Annotated in this window: 18 protein-coding genes and 1 pseudogene; 9 read left to right on the forward strand and 10 right to left on the reverse strand. The window is 63.1% G+C overall.

Annotated elements, in window-relative coordinates:
• The 3 genes and pseudogenes from A39O_RS35895 to A39O_RS0130480 all read left to right on the forward strand — a co-directional run.
• On the forward strand, positions 1–339 hold a 339-nt coding region (locus A39O_RS35895), incomplete at its 5' end, for a hypothetical protein (protein ID WP_040529203.1).
• Between the two features lie 72 nt (positions 340–411).
• On the forward strand, positions 412–783 hold the full coding sequence (locus A39O_RS0130475; RefSeq protein ID WP_020508427.1) for a Rossmann-fold NAD(P)-binding domain-containing protein: 372 nt from the start codon (positions 412–414) through the stop codon (positions 781–783).
• Between the two features lie 25 nt (positions 784–808).
• Positions 809–1,108 (forward strand): annotated as a pseudogene (locus tag A39O_RS0130480) (Si-specific NAD(P)(+) transhydrogenase); the annotation flags it as partial.
• Positions 1,109–1,531: 423 nt separating this feature from the next.
• On the opposite strand, the gene A39O_RS0130485 reads toward A39O_RS0130480, so the two are convergent.
• The 5 genes from A39O_RS0130485 to A39O_RS0130505 all read right to left on the reverse strand — a co-directional run bounded on the left by A39O_RS0130485 (position 1,532) and on the right by A39O_RS0130505 (position 6,668).
• Entirely contained in the window at positions 1,532–3,178 is a 1,647-nt protein-coding gene (locus A39O_RS0130485) for a DUF262 domain-containing protein (RefSeq protein ID WP_020508429.1), read from the reverse strand.
• Positions 3,179–3,191: 13 nt separating this feature from the next.
• Complete coding sequence (locus A39O_RS0130490) at positions 3,192–4,163, reverse strand: hypothetical protein (RefSeq protein ID WP_157640534.1); 972 nt, start codon at positions 4,161–4,163, stop codon at positions 3,192–3,194.
• A complete protein-coding gene (locus A39O_RS0130495; protein ID WP_020508431.1) occupies positions 4,160–5,413 on the reverse strand; it encodes an AAA family ATPase in 1,254 nt (417 codons plus the stop codon). The genes A39O_RS0130490 and A39O_RS0130495 overlap by 4 nt, the downstream gene beginning before the upstream one ends.
• Positions 5,414–5,740: 327 nt before the next feature.
• Entirely contained in the window at positions 5,741–6,367 is a 627-nt protein-coding gene (locus A39O_RS35900) for a GNAT family N-acetyltransferase (protein WP_020508432.1), read from the reverse strand.
• A 1-nt stretch (position 6,368) separates the two neighbouring features.
• Complete coding sequence (locus A39O_RS0130505) at positions 6,369–6,668, reverse strand: type II toxin-antitoxin system TacA family antitoxin (protein ID WP_020508433.1); 300 nt, start codon at positions 6,666–6,668, stop codon at positions 6,369–6,371.
• 112 nt (positions 6,669–6,780) lie between these two features.
• Here A39O_RS0130505 and A39O_RS0130510 point away from each other — a divergent pair, with 112 nt between their 5' ends.
• The 4 genes from A39O_RS0130510 (at position 6,781) to A39O_RS0130525 (ending at position 9,954) form a co-directional block, all read left to right on the forward strand.
• Complete coding sequence (locus A39O_RS0130510; protein ID WP_020508434.1) at positions 6,781–7,335, forward strand: type IV toxin-antitoxin system AbiEi family antitoxin; 555 nt, start codon at positions 6,781–6,783, stop codon at positions 7,333–7,335.
• 206 nt (positions 7,336–7,541) lie between these two features.
• Positions 7,542–8,045 (forward strand): hypothetical protein, encoded by a 504-nt coding sequence (locus A39O_RS35905; protein WP_020508435.1) that lies wholly within the window; start codon positions 7,542–7,544, stop codon positions 8,043–8,045.
• 493 nt (positions 8,046–8,538) lie between these two features.
• Entirely contained in the window at positions 8,539–8,805 is a 267-nt protein-coding gene (locus A39O_RS0130520; RefSeq protein WP_020508436.1) for a type II toxin-antitoxin system ParD family antitoxin, read from the forward strand.
• 171 nt (positions 8,806–8,976) lie between these two features.
• Entirely contained in the window at positions 8,977–9,954 is a 978-nt protein-coding gene (locus A39O_RS0130525; RefSeq protein WP_020508437.1) for an alpha/beta hydrolase, read from the forward strand.
• A gap of 803 nt (positions 9,955–10,757) precedes the next feature.
• Here the strand turns inward: A39O_RS0130525 and A39O_RS41965 are convergent.
• Together A39O_RS41965 and A39O_RS0130535 are read right to left on the reverse strand one after the other, a co-directional pair.
• Positions 10,758–11,078, reverse strand: coding sequence for a PilZ domain-containing protein (locus A39O_RS41965; protein ID WP_169338521.1), 321 nt, complete (start codon positions 11,076–11,078; stop codon positions 10,758–10,760).
• 77 nt (positions 11,079–11,155) lie between these two features.
• Positions 11,156–11,425: a hypothetical protein gene (locus tag A39O_RS0130535; protein WP_020508439.1), complete on the reverse strand. Its 270-nt coding sequence runs from the start codon at positions 11,423–11,425 to the stop codon at positions 11,156–11,158.
• Positions 11,426–11,617: 192 nt separating this feature from the next.
• Between A39O_RS0130535 and A39O_RS0130540 the strand changes: the two genes are divergently transcribed.
• Positions 11,618–12,400: a Uma2 family endonuclease gene (locus tag A39O_RS0130540; RefSeq protein WP_020508440.1), complete on the forward strand. Its 783-nt coding sequence runs from the start codon at positions 11,618–11,620 to the stop codon at positions 12,398–12,400.
• A gap of 137 nt (positions 12,401–12,537) precedes the next feature.
• Here the strand turns inward: A39O_RS0130540 and A39O_RS0130545 are convergent, their stop codons facing one another.
• Entirely contained in the window at positions 12,538–12,912 is a 375-nt protein-coding gene (locus A39O_RS0130545) for a hypothetical protein (RefSeq protein WP_157640535.1), read from the reverse strand.
• Positions 12,913–13,112: 200 nt separating this feature from the next.
• Between A39O_RS0130545 and mobA the strand changes: the two genes are divergently transcribed.
• Positions 13,113–13,835, forward strand: coding sequence for a molybdenum cofactor guanylyltransferase MobA (mobA, locus tag A39O_RS0130550; protein ID WP_322786468.1), 723 nt, complete (start codon positions 13,113–13,115; stop codon positions 13,833–13,835).
• On the opposite strand, the gene A39O_RS0130555 is transcribed toward mobA, so the two are convergent.
• Positions 13,749–15,932, reverse strand: a complete 2,184-nt coding sequence (locus tag A39O_RS0130555) for a GAF domain-containing protein (RefSeq protein ID WP_020508443.1) — start codon at positions 15,930–15,932, stop codon at positions 13,749–13,751. The two genes, mobA and A39O_RS0130555, sit on opposite strands and share 87 nt — an antisense overlap.
• A gap of 135 nt (positions 15,933–16,067) precedes the next feature.
• Positions 16,068–17,465, reverse strand: coding sequence for a transcriptional regulator PpsR (gene ppsR, locus A39O_RS0130560; RefSeq protein WP_051088922.1), 1,398 nt, complete (start codon positions 17,463–17,465; stop codon positions 16,068–16,070).
• Positions 17,466–17,899: the final 434 nt, after the last annotated feature.

The raw sequence follows: 17,899 nt of genomic DNA on the forward strand, positions 1-17,899 counted from the left end.
CGCTCGGCGGCCGTGACGCGGGGTCAGATCGCCGACATCCTCCAGGCGCGCGGCCAGCTCGACGAGGCCCTGCGCATCCGCACCGAGGAGCAACTTCCGGTCTACGAGCGCCTGGGCGACGTGCGCGGACTGCTGGTCTGTCGCGCCATGATCGCCTTGGCGTTGTTGTCCCGTGGCAGGGCGGATGAGCGTGCACAGGCGAACACCCTGCTGTGCCTCGCGCTGGCCGCCGCGCAGCGCCTGCGCCTATCGGAGGCCAGTCAGATTGAGCAGATCCTGCAACAGGTCGGGATGGACTGCGGCGGCCTGGCAGGCGCGGGGTCAGTGTCCTCGACCTGAACGGGGGCCTCGATTTCAACCACTGATGCCGCGCAGCAGCACGCCGGCGCCCGACCCTGGAGAGCGACACCGATGCAAGACCTAGAGCTGATTCTGAACGGAACCGATGCCGCAGGCGCCGCGCGCGATCTGGCCGCAGCGCTCGCCGATGCGGATCTCACGCTGACCACGCAGCCACTGGACGCCCACCGGGCGCAGCAGCACAAGGTGGTCGATCCGGTCGCCGTCGCCGCCTTGATGCTGTCGATCCCGAGTGCCGCGCTGGCCGCGTTCGATGTCGTGGACCGCATCGCCAAGCGACGGCGGGCCAAGACCCTGATCGAGACCGCCGGGCGCATTCGTCTTGAGCGCCGGGTCGAGGTCTTGACCATCACGACCGAGGGTCCCAGGCCGCTGGCGGATCTGGACCCGGACGGACTGTTGGAATTGGTGGAGCGGCCGTGAGCCGGTGGGCAGGCCGACGCCCGTAGCCGCTCAGCGCCCCTACGAGGTCGCTGAGGCACACTTCAAATCACTGGCCCGCGCTCAGATTACCGGCCACACGGTGGGCATGCCCAAGATCCTGTTCCATCGGGAGACCCTGGCGATTCTCGGCATCCACTGCTGCGGCGAACAAGCGGCGGAGATCGTCCATATCGGTCAGGCAATCATGTCGCAGCCGGGCGCCGCCAATAGCATCCGCTACTTTACCGAGCCCACTTTCAACTACCCGACCATGGCCGAAGCCTACCGTGTGGCCGCCCAGAACGGGCCGAACCGGCTGTTCTGATGCACTGCTGCCGGTGCGACTCTTCGGCACGAAAACTGACGGTAAGCCCGGCCCAGCGATCTCAGAATCCTCGCAGGCTGCGACATGATGTTCCCGGATTTTGAATGATGAGCCGGGCGTTTAAGGCGGTTTTGGCGGGATTTCCGCGTCTTTATACGCCCTCGCTGACGCCACTTCACATAAAAAGGATTATCGGCCAAGATGCATACAGCCATACTGGGCGTTGACCTGGCGGCCCCGTCTCTCGCCGACCCATCCCGGCCAGTCGGCTGAGCCGCGTGGGAGACTGCTCTAATGCCAACAGCGGCCAGCGATCCGCCTCACGCAGCTTAAGACACCCGCGATAGAGGGGCGATTTTCGCGGGTCACTTCAACTATTCACTCGTCCCAATCACGACCCTCGGTTCGCCTGCGGCGTGCCCATCAAACGGCGGACGCCCATTCCAACCCGAGCTTCGTGACAAACTCCCGCTCATCGGCCTCGATCGCTTTGCGCCGAGCGGTCAGCAAATCTGCCAGCCCCCCCTGCGCATCGCGCGCGATCCCAATCTTGGCGAGTAGCTCATCCTCTTCCGGCTTAGAGTCTTGCGCCGTTCGACTCCTGAGCGCCGTTCGATAGCTGTTAACGGAGTCCGTAGTCAAGATTACCCGATTCCACCAATCCGATCGCTTGCCGCTTGGCTGCAGGACACCGATGGCATCAGCACCGATAGCTAATTGTCTATGCGCGGTTCCCGACAGGTCGCCACCATCCTCGTGTCGAGCCATCGCCAAGGCCACGGCCTTTGAGCGAGCCGCCCGAAAATCGAAATTCAGCACCGGGCGCACGTTCTTGGTGAGATCGCGCTCCATTGCCTGGAAAGTACCGCCCTGAATCATCTCCCGGAGCGCCTTGAGACTGCGGTCGTAGATGGCCGAGTTGACGCCCGCAAAGGCCTCTCCATAGGTCGTCAGCCAGAGCCAGCGGCGTATCGCCTCGCGGACTCGCGGTTCCGATCGCTCGTCGAAGAAGTCAGAGCCCAGACATACGGCCAGCGTGATGAGCTGCCACGAATAGGGCAAGACTTCGGGGCCGGTTATGCCGCAAAGCTCCCCGACCAACCGAGCGGCATCCGCCATCGCCTGAAAGGCCCGCTGGATCAGCCCGTCCTGTTTCGCAAGCTGCTGTGATAGCTTATCGACCTCCATCTTGGCCGGATGCTGTTGGGCCAGGGCGGCGCACACCCGCAGCACGTCCATATCGGGCAGGTCTTGCCAGCCGATCGGCTCAAGCAGCTCGCTGCGATGCTGCTCGAAGAGCTCCTGAGGATCGAATCCGTTCCGGTAGGCGAGCGCGGCGACCATGTTGAAATCGGTCATCGGCGTGCCGCTGGAGTTGATGCGTTTGAAGCTCTCAGTCGCGTCCTCCAGGGAATCGACCGCCAGCACCGCCACCGGGATGTTGTACTCGCGCAGCCGGTCCCTCAGGGCATCGACCTCGGTCACCTGCGGCTCTGTGAGCTTGTCCCCCTGCTCCCGCACCCAGCGGTTGAGCGCGGTTCGGTTGAGGGCATGGCTTAAAGGGAGCTGGGTTGGCGTAGGGCTCTGGCCGGTCTTCAGCAGAACGAATCGGTCGCGGCTCTTGGGCGGCGTGTCGTTCTTTTCGCTTTTGGCTGGATTGAGCTCGAAGACCCACACCTCATTCTGGCTGGCCTCATCGGTGTCGTCCACCACCGACTCCATCTTGGCAAGCTGAAGGTCGTGGACCAGTCCCGGTCCGAGGATTTGAACCAAGGTGGATAGCCGCTGATGGCCGTCCAGCAGCAACCGTTGTCCGTCCCGGGAGGATGCCTTGCGAATCCTGAATCCGCCGATGATGTCTTTGGTCTTGATCGGACTATTGGTGGACCAGAGCAGGATGGTCCCGATCGGAAAGCCACGGTAGAGGCTGTCCAGCAAATCCCCACGCTGAGTTGGCACCCACTCGGTGCCTGAGCGTTGGAAGCGCGGTATCAGGATCTCGCCCCACAGTACCTCCGCAACAATTTGATGGAGGGGCGAGATATAGGGCTGTCGCTCATAGAAGGGCATGATCGGTCTCCGGTCACATGGCGGATGCGATCCGCTCCGCCAAACGGGTCATCTCGGGCCAGGCGCCGTCTTCTTCGAACCATTGGTCCGGCCAGTTCAGGTTCGCAGTCATGAACAAGTTCTTGAACAAGGGGAATTCTCCAAGTTTCGGCAAGGGGACGAAGTGCCGCCCATCGCCCTTTGCCGCGTGCGCATCGATGTCCGCCAAGAGGCGTTCCCGCTCGACAGGATCGGTGATTCGTTCTTTGACGATTGCCTGCAATGCCGGTATCGGCAGATAGTGCTCCTGGTCGCGTCGCTCCAGACGGTGCCAGTGTCCCGCCAGATCTGCCTTGTCGCAGGTGCGTCCCAGGTCGCCGGAGCCGGGGCCTGGGGTATCGAAACTATCGCCATCGTGGTCCCAAACGATGAAATGGACTAGCTGCCAAATTTCCGCTGGTAGTCCGAAGGCCAATTTTGCACGTTCATCGTTGCAGTGGAACTTGATCAAATCGGACATAACCGGGAGTCCGCCGCCGTTCTCGTAGCGCAGTTCGCCGCGACTCTCCCATTCCGCGAAACGCGCCCGCCATACCGGCGGAAGGATTCGGCGAATAAAGGCGGCATCGTGGATCTGGTGCTCGATCAGGATATACAGGGGAAGCGACAGGGCACGTACCGCGTCCTCCAGTGACACTCGGCAGCCCACATGCTCCGCTCCAGGGTCACGGTCACAGACCAGCAGCCGCTTGGCACCCCGGGTCACGGCGGTGACCGAGACAATTGCCAGCCGCTCCTCAATCAATTTGATCTCCGTATGCAGGCCGTCCGGCCAGGCCGCCGCCCATGCGTCGAAGTTGGGCGCGGTGCGCGCGTGCCAAGGCGCGGCGGGGCTCGTCGACACAATCAGGGTATGGCGTCGGCGGGCGGCGTTGCGCAGGAGCGCCAGTCGATCCAGGTCCCGGTGCGGACCCGCGAATAGTGCATCGTCCATCCAAACGATCACGGTGTCTCCTGGGGCTTCCAGCGCAGGTCCAGGATACGATGGGCGAGTTCCTGCTCTTTCTCGAACAAATCGGGGCGCCAATCGGTCAGGGCCGCGTCGGCGTCGATCCCGATGGCCGTGACGGTAGAGGCCCCGTCTGGTCCCTGGTCAACCCAGTGCAGCCCGATCTCCTCGGGCGTCAGACGCCCCTCCAGCACGGCGAGTTGCATGGCCCGGAGCACATAGACGGAATGGGTTTCCAAGACCACCGGGATACCAGCGCGGACGGTCTGCGCCAGACGGTCGAACAGTGCCACCTGCAAGGTCGGGTGCAGGTGCGCCTCGGGCTCCTCGACCGCGAGCATGGTCGGCGCCCCAGGGTCGCCGGTCTCCGCCCACAGGGCGCACAAGAGGATCGGCAGCAGGGCGCGAAGCCCCTCGCCAGCCAGATGCAGGGGTAGTGCTTCCCGGCCGAAGGCCCGGTGAACGATCTGGTGGCGGCCGGAGGGGTCGCTGCGCAGGCTGAGCTCGTCGCCGAGACCCTCCTGCGCGGCGAGCCAGTTGGATGCCCCTGCGAGTACGGCCGCTCCCGGCCCGGTCCGCAGGAGCGCGGGCAGGTCCCCGCCGTCTGGGCGGCAGCAGCGGACCGCACTGGTCTCGTTGCCACCCGTGAGACGATTCGCATCGAGCCACTGCATCCAAACAAGAGGTGCGAGGGCAGCGCGGACGGCATCCGCGATGTCTTTGGCATCCTTCGGCAAGCCTTCGGGGATCAAGCTGTCGAAGTGGAGAGGTTCGTTCCAATCCTGGCCTCGATAGCGGCCTTCGTAATTCCCCCGCATGCCGTTACCGGCCCGATCGACGATATCGGCCAACTCAACCTTAAACTTGTCCCCGCCGGGTCCTCGGATGAGGTGGAGCCGGTCGACCACGAGTCCGTTGTCCTCCTTGAACTGAATCTTGAACGTGGGATCTGCCGGCGACCCTGGCGCGACCAGCGTCACCCAGGGGGAAAGGTTCATCTCGCGCCCCAGGTGACCAAGCTCCTTGAAAGACGCCCCGCGTAGCGCCGGGCTCCGCAGATCCAGCGGGCCGGCGCCGGGCGCGAGGGAGTCGGCCAGCAGCGCGAGGAGCCGCACCAGGGTGCTCTTGCCCGCCTGATTGAACCCATACAACAGGGTCAGCGGCCGGATGTCGATGCTCGTCTCGTCACGAAACGAGCGGTACGCCTGAAGCTTGAGGGTGAACAACCGGTCAGCGATCGGGGCCATGGCAGCGGGAAAAGTGGGTCGTCGATGCCAATGTGTGGCGACAGTGCTTCATTCTACAGCAATGGATGCGACACTCGACCGCGCCTGATTTCCGATGCGGCACATTGGTCTATCGCTTGTATTCTCGGCAGACGGACCGCGGTGGCGTCGGCGGGGCCCAAACCAGCCTTACGCGAACGCAGCGTTATCGGCCATTGCGCCGCCGAGGGGCCGGCCGTCGTGCAGAGCACGAAGAATCGGCCAAGCGCATGTAGGCCCTGGGGCCTTGCCGGGCGGCGCGTCAGGACGCGGGCAACGTCGGCGTAGACAAGAGGGTGACCAGGACGATCATGGTATTTCATCGTCGAAATCGGCGGCGTGCGGCGAAGGCTCGACCGCCAAAACGGCTTTCAAATCCTCTACCGTGAAATCATCCAGGCGCAACACCTGCCGGTCGTGTGGTGTCGAGCGGTGCAGTTCTCCGCTCGACAAGGCGATCGGCAGAAACAGGGTGCGCGGGTGCGTCGGTGAAGGATCAAACCCATGAACCTCATAGAAGCGCCGCGCCGACTCGGACAGGGCATGGACCATGAGCGCCTTGACGCCCACCAGTTGCGCCACCGTGGTCGTGCGGAAAATGGCATCGCGCAGCAGTGCCTTGCCGATGCCGTGGCGCTGCCACGCAAGATGAATCGCCAAGCGCCCAAGCAGCATGACGGGAATCGGGTTCGGCATATTCCGCCGGATACGTCCGGGCGCCTGTTCGCTGCATATTGAACCGGTCGCCAGACTGTAGTAGCCGATGACATGGTCATCGTTACACACTACATAGGTACGCGACGCGCCGCGTCCTTCGTTGCGCAGGGCGTGGGTTTTCAGCCAGTGGTCGAGAGCCGGCTCGCCGCTCTCAAAGGTCGTCAGGTCATGCGTCGCCGCGAGGGGCGCTGGCGCCGTCCAAGTACCAACCGTTGGCAAGTCAGGTCTCCCAGGGCGCTTTGGTTGCCAACAAGGCGCGCAGTCGGGGATTGTCGGCGGGCGGTGCGTCCAGCAACGCCTGAAACTCCGCAAATGCCGCGGCGTCCAGCACGAACACGCGCTGGTCCAGCAACACGTCCTCGGCCTCACGGCAGGCCGTCTCCAACATGAAGTCCGAGCGGGTCTTGCCTAAAATCCGGGCCGCCTGGTCGATCAGGTCGCGCTGGTTGCGTTGGGCGCGAATGTTGATGTTGATGTCCCGGGTCTGGCCGCTGGTCTCCTGGGATTCGAGGGATGACATGAAGCGCTCCGTGGGGGGTTGGCTACTTGCACTAGGTTTAGCCCGATGTGCGTACGTTGTCAATACGTCTAATTTTGCCTCCTTATCCTTTATTTGTCCGTAGCGGCCCCCGGTGTCGCCGGCCACCGCCTCCGAGATCCTGAGCGAGTTGGAGAAGTTCGACTGGATCGCCATCCGCGGACAGGGGCCGAACAAGGAACGGCACCTGCGCGACCCACGCGCCCTGCTCGACGCCTGGGCTGCCCAAGTCGCGGGAAGCCGACCGGCGATCCTGCGACGCTACTTCCTGCCTGGCACGAAAGCCGAAGCGCTGGTAGACCGTGCTGCGCAGGCCTTTGAAGCCCGTGGAGTCAGCTATGCCATCAGCAACGAAGCCGCGGCACAGCGCTACGCTCCATTCCTCTCCAGTTTAGGACAGGTGCGATGCCGGGTGCTCGTGACGCCGGAAGTCAATGATGTACTGGCGGATCTCGGCGCGCGTGTCGTCAACGAAGGGGCCAACTTCGCCATTATCGACGTGAAGTCGCCGGGCGACCTGCTGTTCCGGGAGCGCGTCGGAAATGCCTGGCTCGCCAGCCCCATCCACGTCTATCTCGACCTGCTAAAAGGAGAAGGACGAGCCAAGGAAATGGCGGAACACCTGCGCAATGAAAGGATCGGCTGCTGATGGCGAAACCCGCAACCCTGGATGGTTGGGCTTCGAGCGCGCCATCAACGACAGGCAGCAGACGCTTTCCTGGTGAGTTAGCCAGTCCCTCGGCGTTTGGAAGCTGAAAACGCCATGAAAGTGCGTGTCGCGTAGCGATCCAGCCCGCTTCGATCAAGACCAAAGACGGCTACTTCGATTTTTATCCCAGCACCAACGAAGAACTCGTGGAGGAAGTTATCCGCAAGATTTTTGCAGATCAGCAATGTGGACTTCACGATCCGAACAATGCCGAGAGTTGGATTCGTTTCTCGGTTCAGATGATCCGCAAGGAGCTTCAAGCGCGTGGCAAGACCAGGAACCTGGACGAGATTAAACGTTCTATCGAGATCTTATCCAAGACGCACATTTCGCTCTTTCTGGGTGATACGGACGATCCCGTCTATTCCGCCCCGATCCTTTCAGACGTGACCCGCGTCACCCGCCAGAAGTATCTGACCGACACCTCGATTACCTGGGTTGTTCGCCTCCCGGCCCTCATCTCCAAGAGCGTGAATGATCTGACATACCGTCAATTCAACTATGGCGTCCTGATGTCCCTGTCCTCACAGATCGCCCGCTGGCTCCACAAGCGCCTCTCACACGTGAAGGCCGCCAACGCGCGGTTGAAGGACTCACGCTCAGCACTCTCGGGCTCTGCTGTGCATCATTTCTTGCCAAGTGGTAGGTAGAGACGGTAACAGGTGGTAGGTAGAAGCCGCAAACCTGATAGGTAGAAGCCGCAACAGGTGGTAGGGAGAAGCCGCAAAGGGCATTTTATGCACAGAGCGATCGAATTTTCGCGACCCAACAGGCTTGATATGTGGTAGGTAGACGCCGCAATAAGGCAAAAAAGTGGTAGGTGGAAGCCGCAATGGTGGTAGGTAGAACCCGCAATACTTGGATAAAGTGGTAGGCAGAAGCCGCAACAGTGGCCAAGGTGGTAGGAAGACGCCGCAATATAAATCATATATCTTTTTGTTTATCATGGTTTTTAAGTCATTTTTTGCCTCCTTATCCTTTCCTTTATTTATCCTTTAAACTCCTTTTTTATCCGTTAGGCCACGCCGCCTCCAGCAGGCCCCCTGGTCCCCACCAGCGCCAGGGGCGATGTCCAACTTTGCTCATCCTTGACAGCCGCCGAGTCGCGGCTTCGAACTTGCCCGATACAGAACGCAGCGGTTCATGCCCACGAATGTCAACCTGTCCCCCCAACTCGAAGAGCTCGTCAGGCAGAAAGTCGCGTCCGGTCTTTACACATCGGCCAGCGAGGTAGTGCGGGAAGCCTTGCGCCTGATGGACGAGCAAGACCGCCTGCGGGCCGTCAAGCTGGAACAACTGCGGCAAGACATCCAGGACGGGTTGGACAGTGGCCCCGCGACGCCTTGGTCTGCCGACGAGGCGAAGCAGGCCGGTCGCCAACGCCGGACCGAGCGACTGCGCGAGGGTTAAATGCCGATCATCGTCAAACGCCCGAAGGCCCTCGGCGACCTTCGGTTCGCCCCGCGCGGTCGGTGGCCACCGCGCCGGCCCCCAGCAGTGCACCTAACCGACCTTGCCGGATATCGTCCGTGAGTGCATGCTCGTGGGGTCGGCCGTGCCGGGAGTGAGTGAGACATAACAATGACCATTCGCGCGCTGTTCCAAGCGGTTAAGGTCGATACCGCGACCGCACCTTACGACACGATCCACCTCAAGGTGTACTACCCGGGGCAGATGTCCGGCAGCCATCAGGAACAGGACTTAGGTCTAGTTCCGGCCGACGCGTCACGGGCCCCGTTCCGGGTCGTCATTTTCTTCAACGGGATCAACTGCGGCCCCGAAGGCTACCATTGGCTGGCCGTCGCGTTGGCGCAGCGTGGGTATGTCGTGGTGACCTTTTCGTGGGTCGCCCAAGACATCCTCGGCATGACGATGCTCAGTCCTGGATTTCGCATGAGTTTGCCGACGCCCCATGCGGACGGACCGACGCCGACTGCCGCGGCGCTGCCCGCGTTGCTCGATGCGCTGAAGGGCCTGCAAGCGCACGGGGTCCTGGCCGGTCTTCTCGACCTGGAACAGGTGATCATCGGCGGTCATTCGGCCGGGGGCCGGATCGCGATCGAGAACGCCGATCCCCGGCTGTTCCCGCCGGTGGCGGCGTCCTTTGCCTATGCCGCCCATTCGGCTGCCTTCACCCGGCTGGGTTACGCTCCAGGCACCATCCAGCCGTTACCCGACAGTCTGCCCCTGCTGTTGATGGCCGGTATGCGGGACGGCGTCATCGCCCAGAGCAGCGATCGCTACGGCGTCGAGTGGGAAACCGCCACCCGCCCGGTGGAACGGACGTTTCAGGAGGCCATCGCAGGCGGTCGGGATGACAGCTATCTGCTGCTGATCGAGGGCGCTAACCACTTTGCGATCACCGACCCTCAGGATGTGACGACCGGCCGACCGTTCCGGGACTACGCGCCGACGCAGCCACTTGAGCAGATTCGCGAGTTGCTGGCCGAGGCGATCGGGTTGTTCATTGAGGCCCAGGTCGCTCGGCACCCGCCGGCGCGGGAGCGACTGCAATGTCTGGCCGGGCATCCGCTGGTGGCGTCCTTTGCATGCAAGTAAGCCACTCTTCGAGATTCGTGTCGCTCCGGGGCCTTGATCATAAACCCGGCCACCGCGCGATCGGCACGGTCGTCGGTCCGCACAGCGGACCCTACAGGTCACGGTGTTATAGCATTCGGACGTGATAACCGGACGTAGGGGCGGGTTTCAAACCCGCCCCTACACCAAGGGCCTGTCTGGATATCACGTACGAAGGCTATACCGTAGGGTCCGCTGTGCGGACCGTCCGCTGGTCGCGCTCATGCGGCGCGATCGGCCGCAAGCGATAGCGCGCGGTGCGATCACGTTCAGCGCCTCGGGGCCAGACCGCGCAGACGCTCCAGGCGCTGGATTCCGGACTTGAGCGCGGCGATGCCGGCCTTAAGGGTGCCGTCCGCCATGAGGTCGCCCTGTCGGATCGCTCACATCAGAATACCTGCAGCGTCTGCCAAGCCAATAACCTAGCGCCATACTAGGAAAATACCATTGACTAAAAGCAGGATTACTTGAGCCTCGATTTGCCGGACCCCATCCTCTCTGACGTCGGACAGTGAATACCAACCATCGGCCTTGAGGTGATTACCATGAGCGAAGCAACTCTCCGTTCCAAGACCAACGTGGCAATTTGGCTTGCCCTCTCCATCATGTTGGTCCCGCTCGTTCCCTATGCCTTGAAGGGCACCGGATTATAGCCGTCAGTCACACCGCAAGGAATTCAGGATAGGGCTCTGCCGGGCGCTGAGCCCTATTCTGTCATTGTATTGAATCCGTGCGGAAATCTTAGGTTGGTCAGATCCTATCGGGGAGACGGCTTCGGTCTGTTGCTAAAAAGCGACGCAAACACCCACTTGCCCCGTCTCACCAGTATCTATTCGTACGACTCTCCCATCTACGACACGTCCTTCGCTCCATGCATAGCGCTGCGCGCCAGGGTCGGGTGGACCGGCGGGTAACACAAGGGCAAAGCTGATTGGTTGATTCATAACAACCTTCTGGCGATCCGTCTCAAAATACGCGCCTGAACCACTGATGTTGCGCGTCATTGCGTCGCAGTCAGGCAGCAAGACCGGATAGCGCAACGCGTGGCGCGGGTCGCAACGACGATTGTCGATGGCAAGCAGGGTCTTGGAGGGAGTGGGTATCATTGCTTGGCTCTCTGGAATTCATCGGTTTGGTACGATAGGCCGGGTATCGTGGAATGGTCTGTTCGCTTGATGTCGTTCTAGAACCAAACGAGACGGCGGACGGGCCAGCTTGGGTCTTCAGTTTTCGGCGTCGCTGTGGCGGGCCGCAGTTCCGCGATGATCTGTAAGGCTAACCGCCTGGCCGTCCTCCCCATGGTCAAACGCATCTTGCGGGAGACGGGATCCTCGTCGATGTCTTCGTCAGCTTGAGCCGCGTCGATGATGGACAGCAGCGTACCTGCTTCATCAATCATGGCGGTCCGCCAACTGTCTTCGTTCCCGTTCATGTTCCAGCCGATGGCGTTCATTGAGTGTTGGGGTTCTCTTGGAGTAAAGTATTCGTGCGATTGACTTGTGGCCTTTCTTCCCGCAAGCAGCGCAGTGTGCTCGGGCGCCTCGATTTGATCTCCCGGCATTCGATCGTAATTTCACCCTTTGCGTACGAAATCTCGGTGCGGTGGCATACACTGCGCTCATGCTCTGACGAAGGCCTCATCGCCATGAAAAACCCCATGATCCACCAGGGTCACGGTCCCTTCCAGGCCGACCAGTTGCGTTCGGGCGATCCCTATGAACTCTCCAATGGTCATCCGATTCAGTGTCTGCCGACCGGAGGTCGCGGTTCCAAGGCCAATCTGATCGGCGGTCTCGTGCTCGGGACCGATCCCGATGTCGACTCCGCCGGCGTCGACACCGGCTACGCGCCTACACCGGGAACCTTGCGCGCGCCGGATGTCGCGGTCGGCAATGTGCCGGACCTGCCGGGCTGGGTCGCGGGCGCGCCGCCGTTGGCGCTGGAATATGCCGACACCGGCCAGGACGAAGACGATCTGGCGCTCAAGATCACTGAACTGCTGGCCGCCGGCACCCGCTTCGTGTGGGTGGTGCGGCTCACTGGGCCACGACGTGTCGAGGTCCATCAACCTGGTACGGCGATGCGCGTCTGCTATCCCGGCGACTGGCTTGAAGCCCCCGGCATTCTGCGTAACAAGCTGCTGGTCGAGTCGCTCTACGATCCGCAAGCGGCGGCAACGGCGGCGCTTCGCAACCTGCTGCAACGTCAGGGTTACCGTGATCTGGACGACGTGCGCGGCGAGGGCCGAACCGAGGGGGCAGTCGAGTCACTGCGCGGCGCCGTGCTCGATGTGCTCGACGGTCGCGGGATGATTGCCGACGCCGCCACGTGCGCGCGGCTCGAACGCTGCGTCGATCCTGAGCAACTGCGGCACTGGCTGCGCCGGGCCGCGACCCTCGACGACGTGGCGGATCTGTTCGAGGCGTGATCGGGGTCGCGGGCGGGACGCTGGAGCGTCAGTCGGCCCATCGCTTTACATAATCTTTATTATCGGCTATCACAACAGGCGATCGAGATGGACAAGCGCGGGCTTTTTTCACCAAGTCCCGCGCTGCCGCTGGTGGACTACTGAACCGGAGTGATCGTCGCCTTCTCAACCAACAGCGGATATTTGTAGCCTGAACCAAAATCTAGGTCTACGGCCAGGGTGCCGGTGACCGTGACCTGGTCGTTGACCTGCGCCTTGTCCTGGGTGGTGATGGTGATATCGTTCGAACCATCGGCGGCATCGCCCGATCCGTCCTGCAGGTGCACCCAATTGCGGTCCATGATCAGGTTGTTGACCTTCACCACTTTGCCGCGCAGGGTCACCTGCTGGCCGTTGAGTGCGGCCCGCTGCTGGTAGATATCGCTGATGGTCTTTGCGGGCGTATCTTCAGCGAGCACGGGCGTGATCAGCAGTGTGGACAGGAGCGTTGCCAGGGACAGGGTGCGGGTCATCATGGATCACCTCTTTGTGGAGATCAGGGAAACACAGCGGGTCAGGATGCCGTCAGGGCCGTGGGCGGCCCTTCCGGCGGGAAGTCTCGCATAGCGGGACCGCCAACGCGCGGGCACCTGCATTGCTGTCCGATTGGCGCCGGCCAGGTTGCCCGCAGTTGAACGGGCAGTGTCGAAAGGGTTTACAGATCGCAACAAGGGTGAGACCTGATGATCAAGCGATTGCGCCTTGTGCTCCGGTTGCCCGCGGTGATCCGGACGTGACGCCGTCGGACCCGACGCGCGCATCGATCACCGGGGTGATCCTGGCTGGCGGTCAGGGACGGCGGATGGGCGGGGTCGATAAGGGGCTGGCGCTCTATGCCGGCCGGCCGCTGATCGAATGGGTCATCACGGCCTTGCGCCCGCAGGTCGATTCCCTGCTGATCAATGCCAACCGCAACCTGGAGCGCTATGCGCGTTACGGTGTGCCGGTGATCGCCGATCTGGAGCCGGGCTTCCAGGGCCCTTTGGCCGGTATCCGCAGTGCCATGCGAGCGGCACGCACTCCATGGATCGTCACCCTGCCCTGCGACGGCCCCTACCCGGCGCCCGATCTGGTCGAGCGGCTGGTGCTGGCCGTGAGTGCCGGGGACGCCGAGTTGGCGGTGGCCAGCGACGGGGTGCGCAAGCAGCCGGTGTATGCGCTGCTGCCGGTGTGCCTCGCCGCCAGTCTGGATGACTATCTGGCCGGCGGTGAGCGCAAAGTGGCGCTGTGGTATGAGCGCCATCGGGTGGCGGAGGCGGATCTCAGCGACCGGCCGGAGTCTTTTATCAACATCAACACGCTGGATGCTTCAATGTCCGCGGTCACTGTCCCCAGCCGCGCGATCGGAGTACCACAGCAGGTGCTCCAGCAGATCCGTGGTGCGGGTGACCGATGACTGGATGCCCTCCAGCAGGTCGGGGACGCGGGTGAGATCCGGTCCGTCGGTGATTTCCAGGGCGGCGAGCTGGGCGTTGCCGACGATGCCGGCGAGCAGTTCGCGACGGACCAGATCGGTCTCGGATTCCAGCGGCTTGGAGGCGAGCCGATGACGCTCCACCACGCCGGTCTGGAACCGGCGGCGGGCTTCCTCGGCGGTCTTGCGTTCGCTGATATCGGTGAAGAGAAAGACGAAGCCCAGGACTTGCTCAGGCGCGGACAGAACGGGGTCGGCGCGTACCATGAAGGGTTGGCGCTCGCCCTCGCTGGTGGTGAGTTCGACCTCGGCGCGCCAGGGTTGGTGGCGTTCCAGCAGGTCAAGAATGCGCTGATTGACTGCCGCGGGATCGCCGAACAGGGCCAGCAGTTCGCCCAGCGAATCCGGGCGGGTGCCGCCGGGTACCAGGCGATCGAAGGCGCCGTTGGTCAGGACGATGAGGCCCCGGGCGTCGGCGATGACCACGGGTTGTTCGGAGTGGCGGACCTTGCGGCTGATGTCCTCCAGTTGGTCGCGGGCGATCAGGACGCGCAGCGAGCGGAATTGCTGGATCACGTCGGCAACCGACTCCCCGATCAGGCGGGCGGTGGTCAGGTCGTCTGGAGTCCAGGGGTCGCTGGTGCCCTCCACCACTTGTTGCCAGCGGGCAAATGACCGACGCGGCGAGAGTTGGCCGGGGTCGTCACCCGCGTGCTCCGCGGTCTGGTAGGGGTTGCCGCCCCAGGTGACGGTGTGCAGGCGCTCGGGTCGCAGCCATACCAAATATTCGCCCCCGCCGCGCGAGAGCGGAACCGCGAGCAGGCCGCTGGCGACCGGAATGAGATCCGCCAGACCGGGGGCATCGCTGCCCAGCGAGGCGGTGGTAATCATCGGTGCGCGCGGCTGGGTGTCCAGCCAGGCCCTGAGTTTGCCGATCTGGTGGGTTCCAGGAACAGTGCCGGTCGTTACGACCTTGCCGTCGCACAGCAGGACGGCACCGCCGGCGGCGAGCGGCTGCAGCAGGGACTGGGGATTGTCGAACAGCGCGTGCTCCCAGTCACCGCGGCGGGTGATCGCCTCGATCATGCGCTGTTCCAGGCGCCGCACCGCGTGCTCGGTTTGGGCCTGGGTAAAGCCCTGCAAGGCCGCGATGCGCGTGGCGACCGCTTCCGCCAGCAACTCGCAGGCGATCCGGGTCTGGTACTGGATGGAGCGCGGCGCTTGATGGTGGCAGGAAATCAGTCCCCAGAGGCGTCCGCCCACCATCAGTGAGGTGACCAGGGTGGCGGCCACCCCCATGTTCTTGAGGTACTGGATATGGATGGGTGACAGGCTGCGCAGGTAGCACAGCGACATATCGAGTGGTTCGCCGGTCAGCGGCGAGTGCTCGGGAATGAGCGGGACCGGGCAATAGGCGACGTCCTCCAGGATGCGAATGCGGTTGCGCATGTAGAGACGGCGGGCGATCTGGGGAATATCGGTCGCCGGGTAGCGGTTACCGAGGAAGGGTTCGAGCCCCGACTCACGCGCCTCGGCGAAAACCTCGCCATGGCCGCGCTCGTCGAAGCGGTAGACCATCACCCGGTCATAACCGGCCAACGCTTTGAAGATACGGGCGGTCTCGTCGGACAGGACCTGCAGTGACGCGGCCGCGGAGACCCGGCGCAGGGCATTGCGGACTAGGGGCGTCAGGTCGAGTGCTGCGGGACCCGATGGGATGAGTTCGACAATGAGGCCGCCGCCCGGTGGGCGATGCAGCAGGCCGTCGAAGTCCGTCTCGGTCGCGGCGATTCGGCACCGCACGGCCGCCGGGAACTCCGTCAGTTGCTCCATGGTGCGGGTGCGTACCCGTTCAGCGAGATTGCCGCCCAGACCGTCCAGCGTCTCGCCCAGCAGGAGGTCCGCGCGGCCGAGGAGCCGGCCGGCGTCGGCACTCTGCTGCACGATGGTCAGATCCGGTTCACGCACCAGCAGGAATGCGCCGCAGGGACGAATGGAACCCGCAAGATGGATCTGCTCCAGTTCGCAGTTGGAGAGGTCGGCTTGGCCGAAGTCCGGAACCTGGGCAGAGGTCAACATCACTTGAGTGGACCGCTTCGCTTCATCATGCAGCGTCATCCTGTCCGGGCGGGGGCGCCATGCCTGGTACCGCAAGGCGTGTGTCGCGGCTGTCGGGCAATCCGGCGCCGCGGCGGGAACGGCGTTGCCGCGCCGCTAGGCCGCGGATAACTGGTCTGGTCGGCCAGGTAGTCTGGCGTCCTCCTCCAGACCATAGCGGCCCAATTTGACGTAGAGGCTTTGGCGGCTCAGACCGAGCAACTCGGCGGCGGCGGTACGGTTGCCGCCGGTTTGGTCCAAGGCCGCCTCGATATAACGCTGCTCCACCACGGCGATGGTGTCATCGACCAGCTTGCGCAGGGTGGTCTTGCCGATCTGCCGGGTCAGTGACTCCATCAGCCCGTTGATGCCCTTGCCCGGGGTCGCGGTCGACAGGCGCGGGCTCACGTCGCGGATGAAAACGCCGATGGTTCCGCCCTGCTTGCCGCCGTTGCGTCCGCCCTGGCCGGAGGCCGAGACCTCGGCCTCGACCTCGCGGCCCAGTTCAGCCCGCAGCACGGTCGAGAAGAGTCGCACCGCTCCCAAGCGCAGCACATTGGCCAGCAATACCGTCAGGTCCGCACCGGGGCGGCCCAGCCAGCGGCCCAGCGGCTCTCCCAACACCGCGGATTCGGAGCCGATCTGTACCAGGTCAAGGAAGGCCCGATTGGCGCGCAGGATGGCGCCCTGGTGGTCGATGACCACGAAACCGTCAGGCCCGCCTTCGATCAGGGCCTCGATGTGCATCGGGTCGGTGAGATCGACGATGGTCTGGGCCGCCGCCGAGGGGACCAACTGGACGAGCAAGACTTCTTCCTGATCCGCGGTAACCGATGAGGCGCGCACCAGCCAGGGGGTCTGGCCCTGACCCAGGCGCAGCAGCACACCGGGCGCCTTGCCGCGTTCGCGGATACGCCGGATCATGCCCTCGAAGAGGTCGCGCTCCTGCGGAATCAGGGTGTCAGGGAAGCGCGTGCTCAGCGTGCCCTTGACCTGCGGCATCGCGATTCCGAGGGCCTGTGCCGCTGACGGATTCAAGTCGATGATGGCGAGTGTGGACGCCCGCAGGACCAGCACCGCGTCGCGGGATGAATTGAACAGCAGGCGGTAGCGGGTCTCGACTTCGCGCAGCTTCCAGTAGTCGCGTTCCATGGCCTGTTGGGCTTCCACCAGACGGGACTGGAGTTCGGCCATGGCGCAGAGGTTCTTACCGATGGCCAGTAATCCCGGCGGCCCGCCCAAGCGAATGGTGGTGTACTCGATCGGGAGTTCGAGACCGCTCGGAAAGTGCTGATTGACGTTGCGGAAGGTGCTGACGCCGCTCTCTCCGGCATCCTCGATCATGTGCCGCAGATACTCGCCGTCGGATGCGCTCACGGTGTCTGCCCAGGGGCGTCCGATCCAGGCCGCGACGCTCTCCGCGGCGAACACGTTGGACAGGGTGACGTCGCGGATGATGCCCTCGGTGTCGAGGACCAACATCACGTCCGGTAGGGCTGGGTTCTCCGTGTGCATCATGCGTGATCTCGGATTGCTTCGTTGTCCGGTGTGTTAATCGCGTGGTCCGTGGAAGACGTCCTCCAGTGGCGACCTAGAGTCTGAGCGCGGTTATTCAATACTCAACATTACAGTAACACAGGATTTTTATCGCGCGACGAATGGCCGCGGAAAAATCGTGGGATGACCCGCGTTAACGGCGGCGGATCGGCCCGAATTGCGAGGAACGTCGCACATTTTAGTCCGAAGTTCCCGCCTGGAAAACGCGATATTCGACTGATATTTCTATATTTTTCGAAAAATTTTGGTGCAAATGCCTGGCTACATCTCGATCGCCTTGATCAGCGCCAGCGCCTCGCGTTGCTTGGCGTTTGGGGTCGTATCGATGGTAAAGGTGTTCTCACCGATGCCGGCGTTCTTACGTCGGCAGGTATTGCGGACGATGGTCCCCA

It is taken from the genome of Lamprocystis purpurea DSM 4197, from assembly GCF_000379525.1.
Lineage (GTDB): Bacteria > Pseudomonadota > Gammaproteobacteria > Chromatiales > Chromatiaceae > Thiodictyon > Thiodictyon purpureum.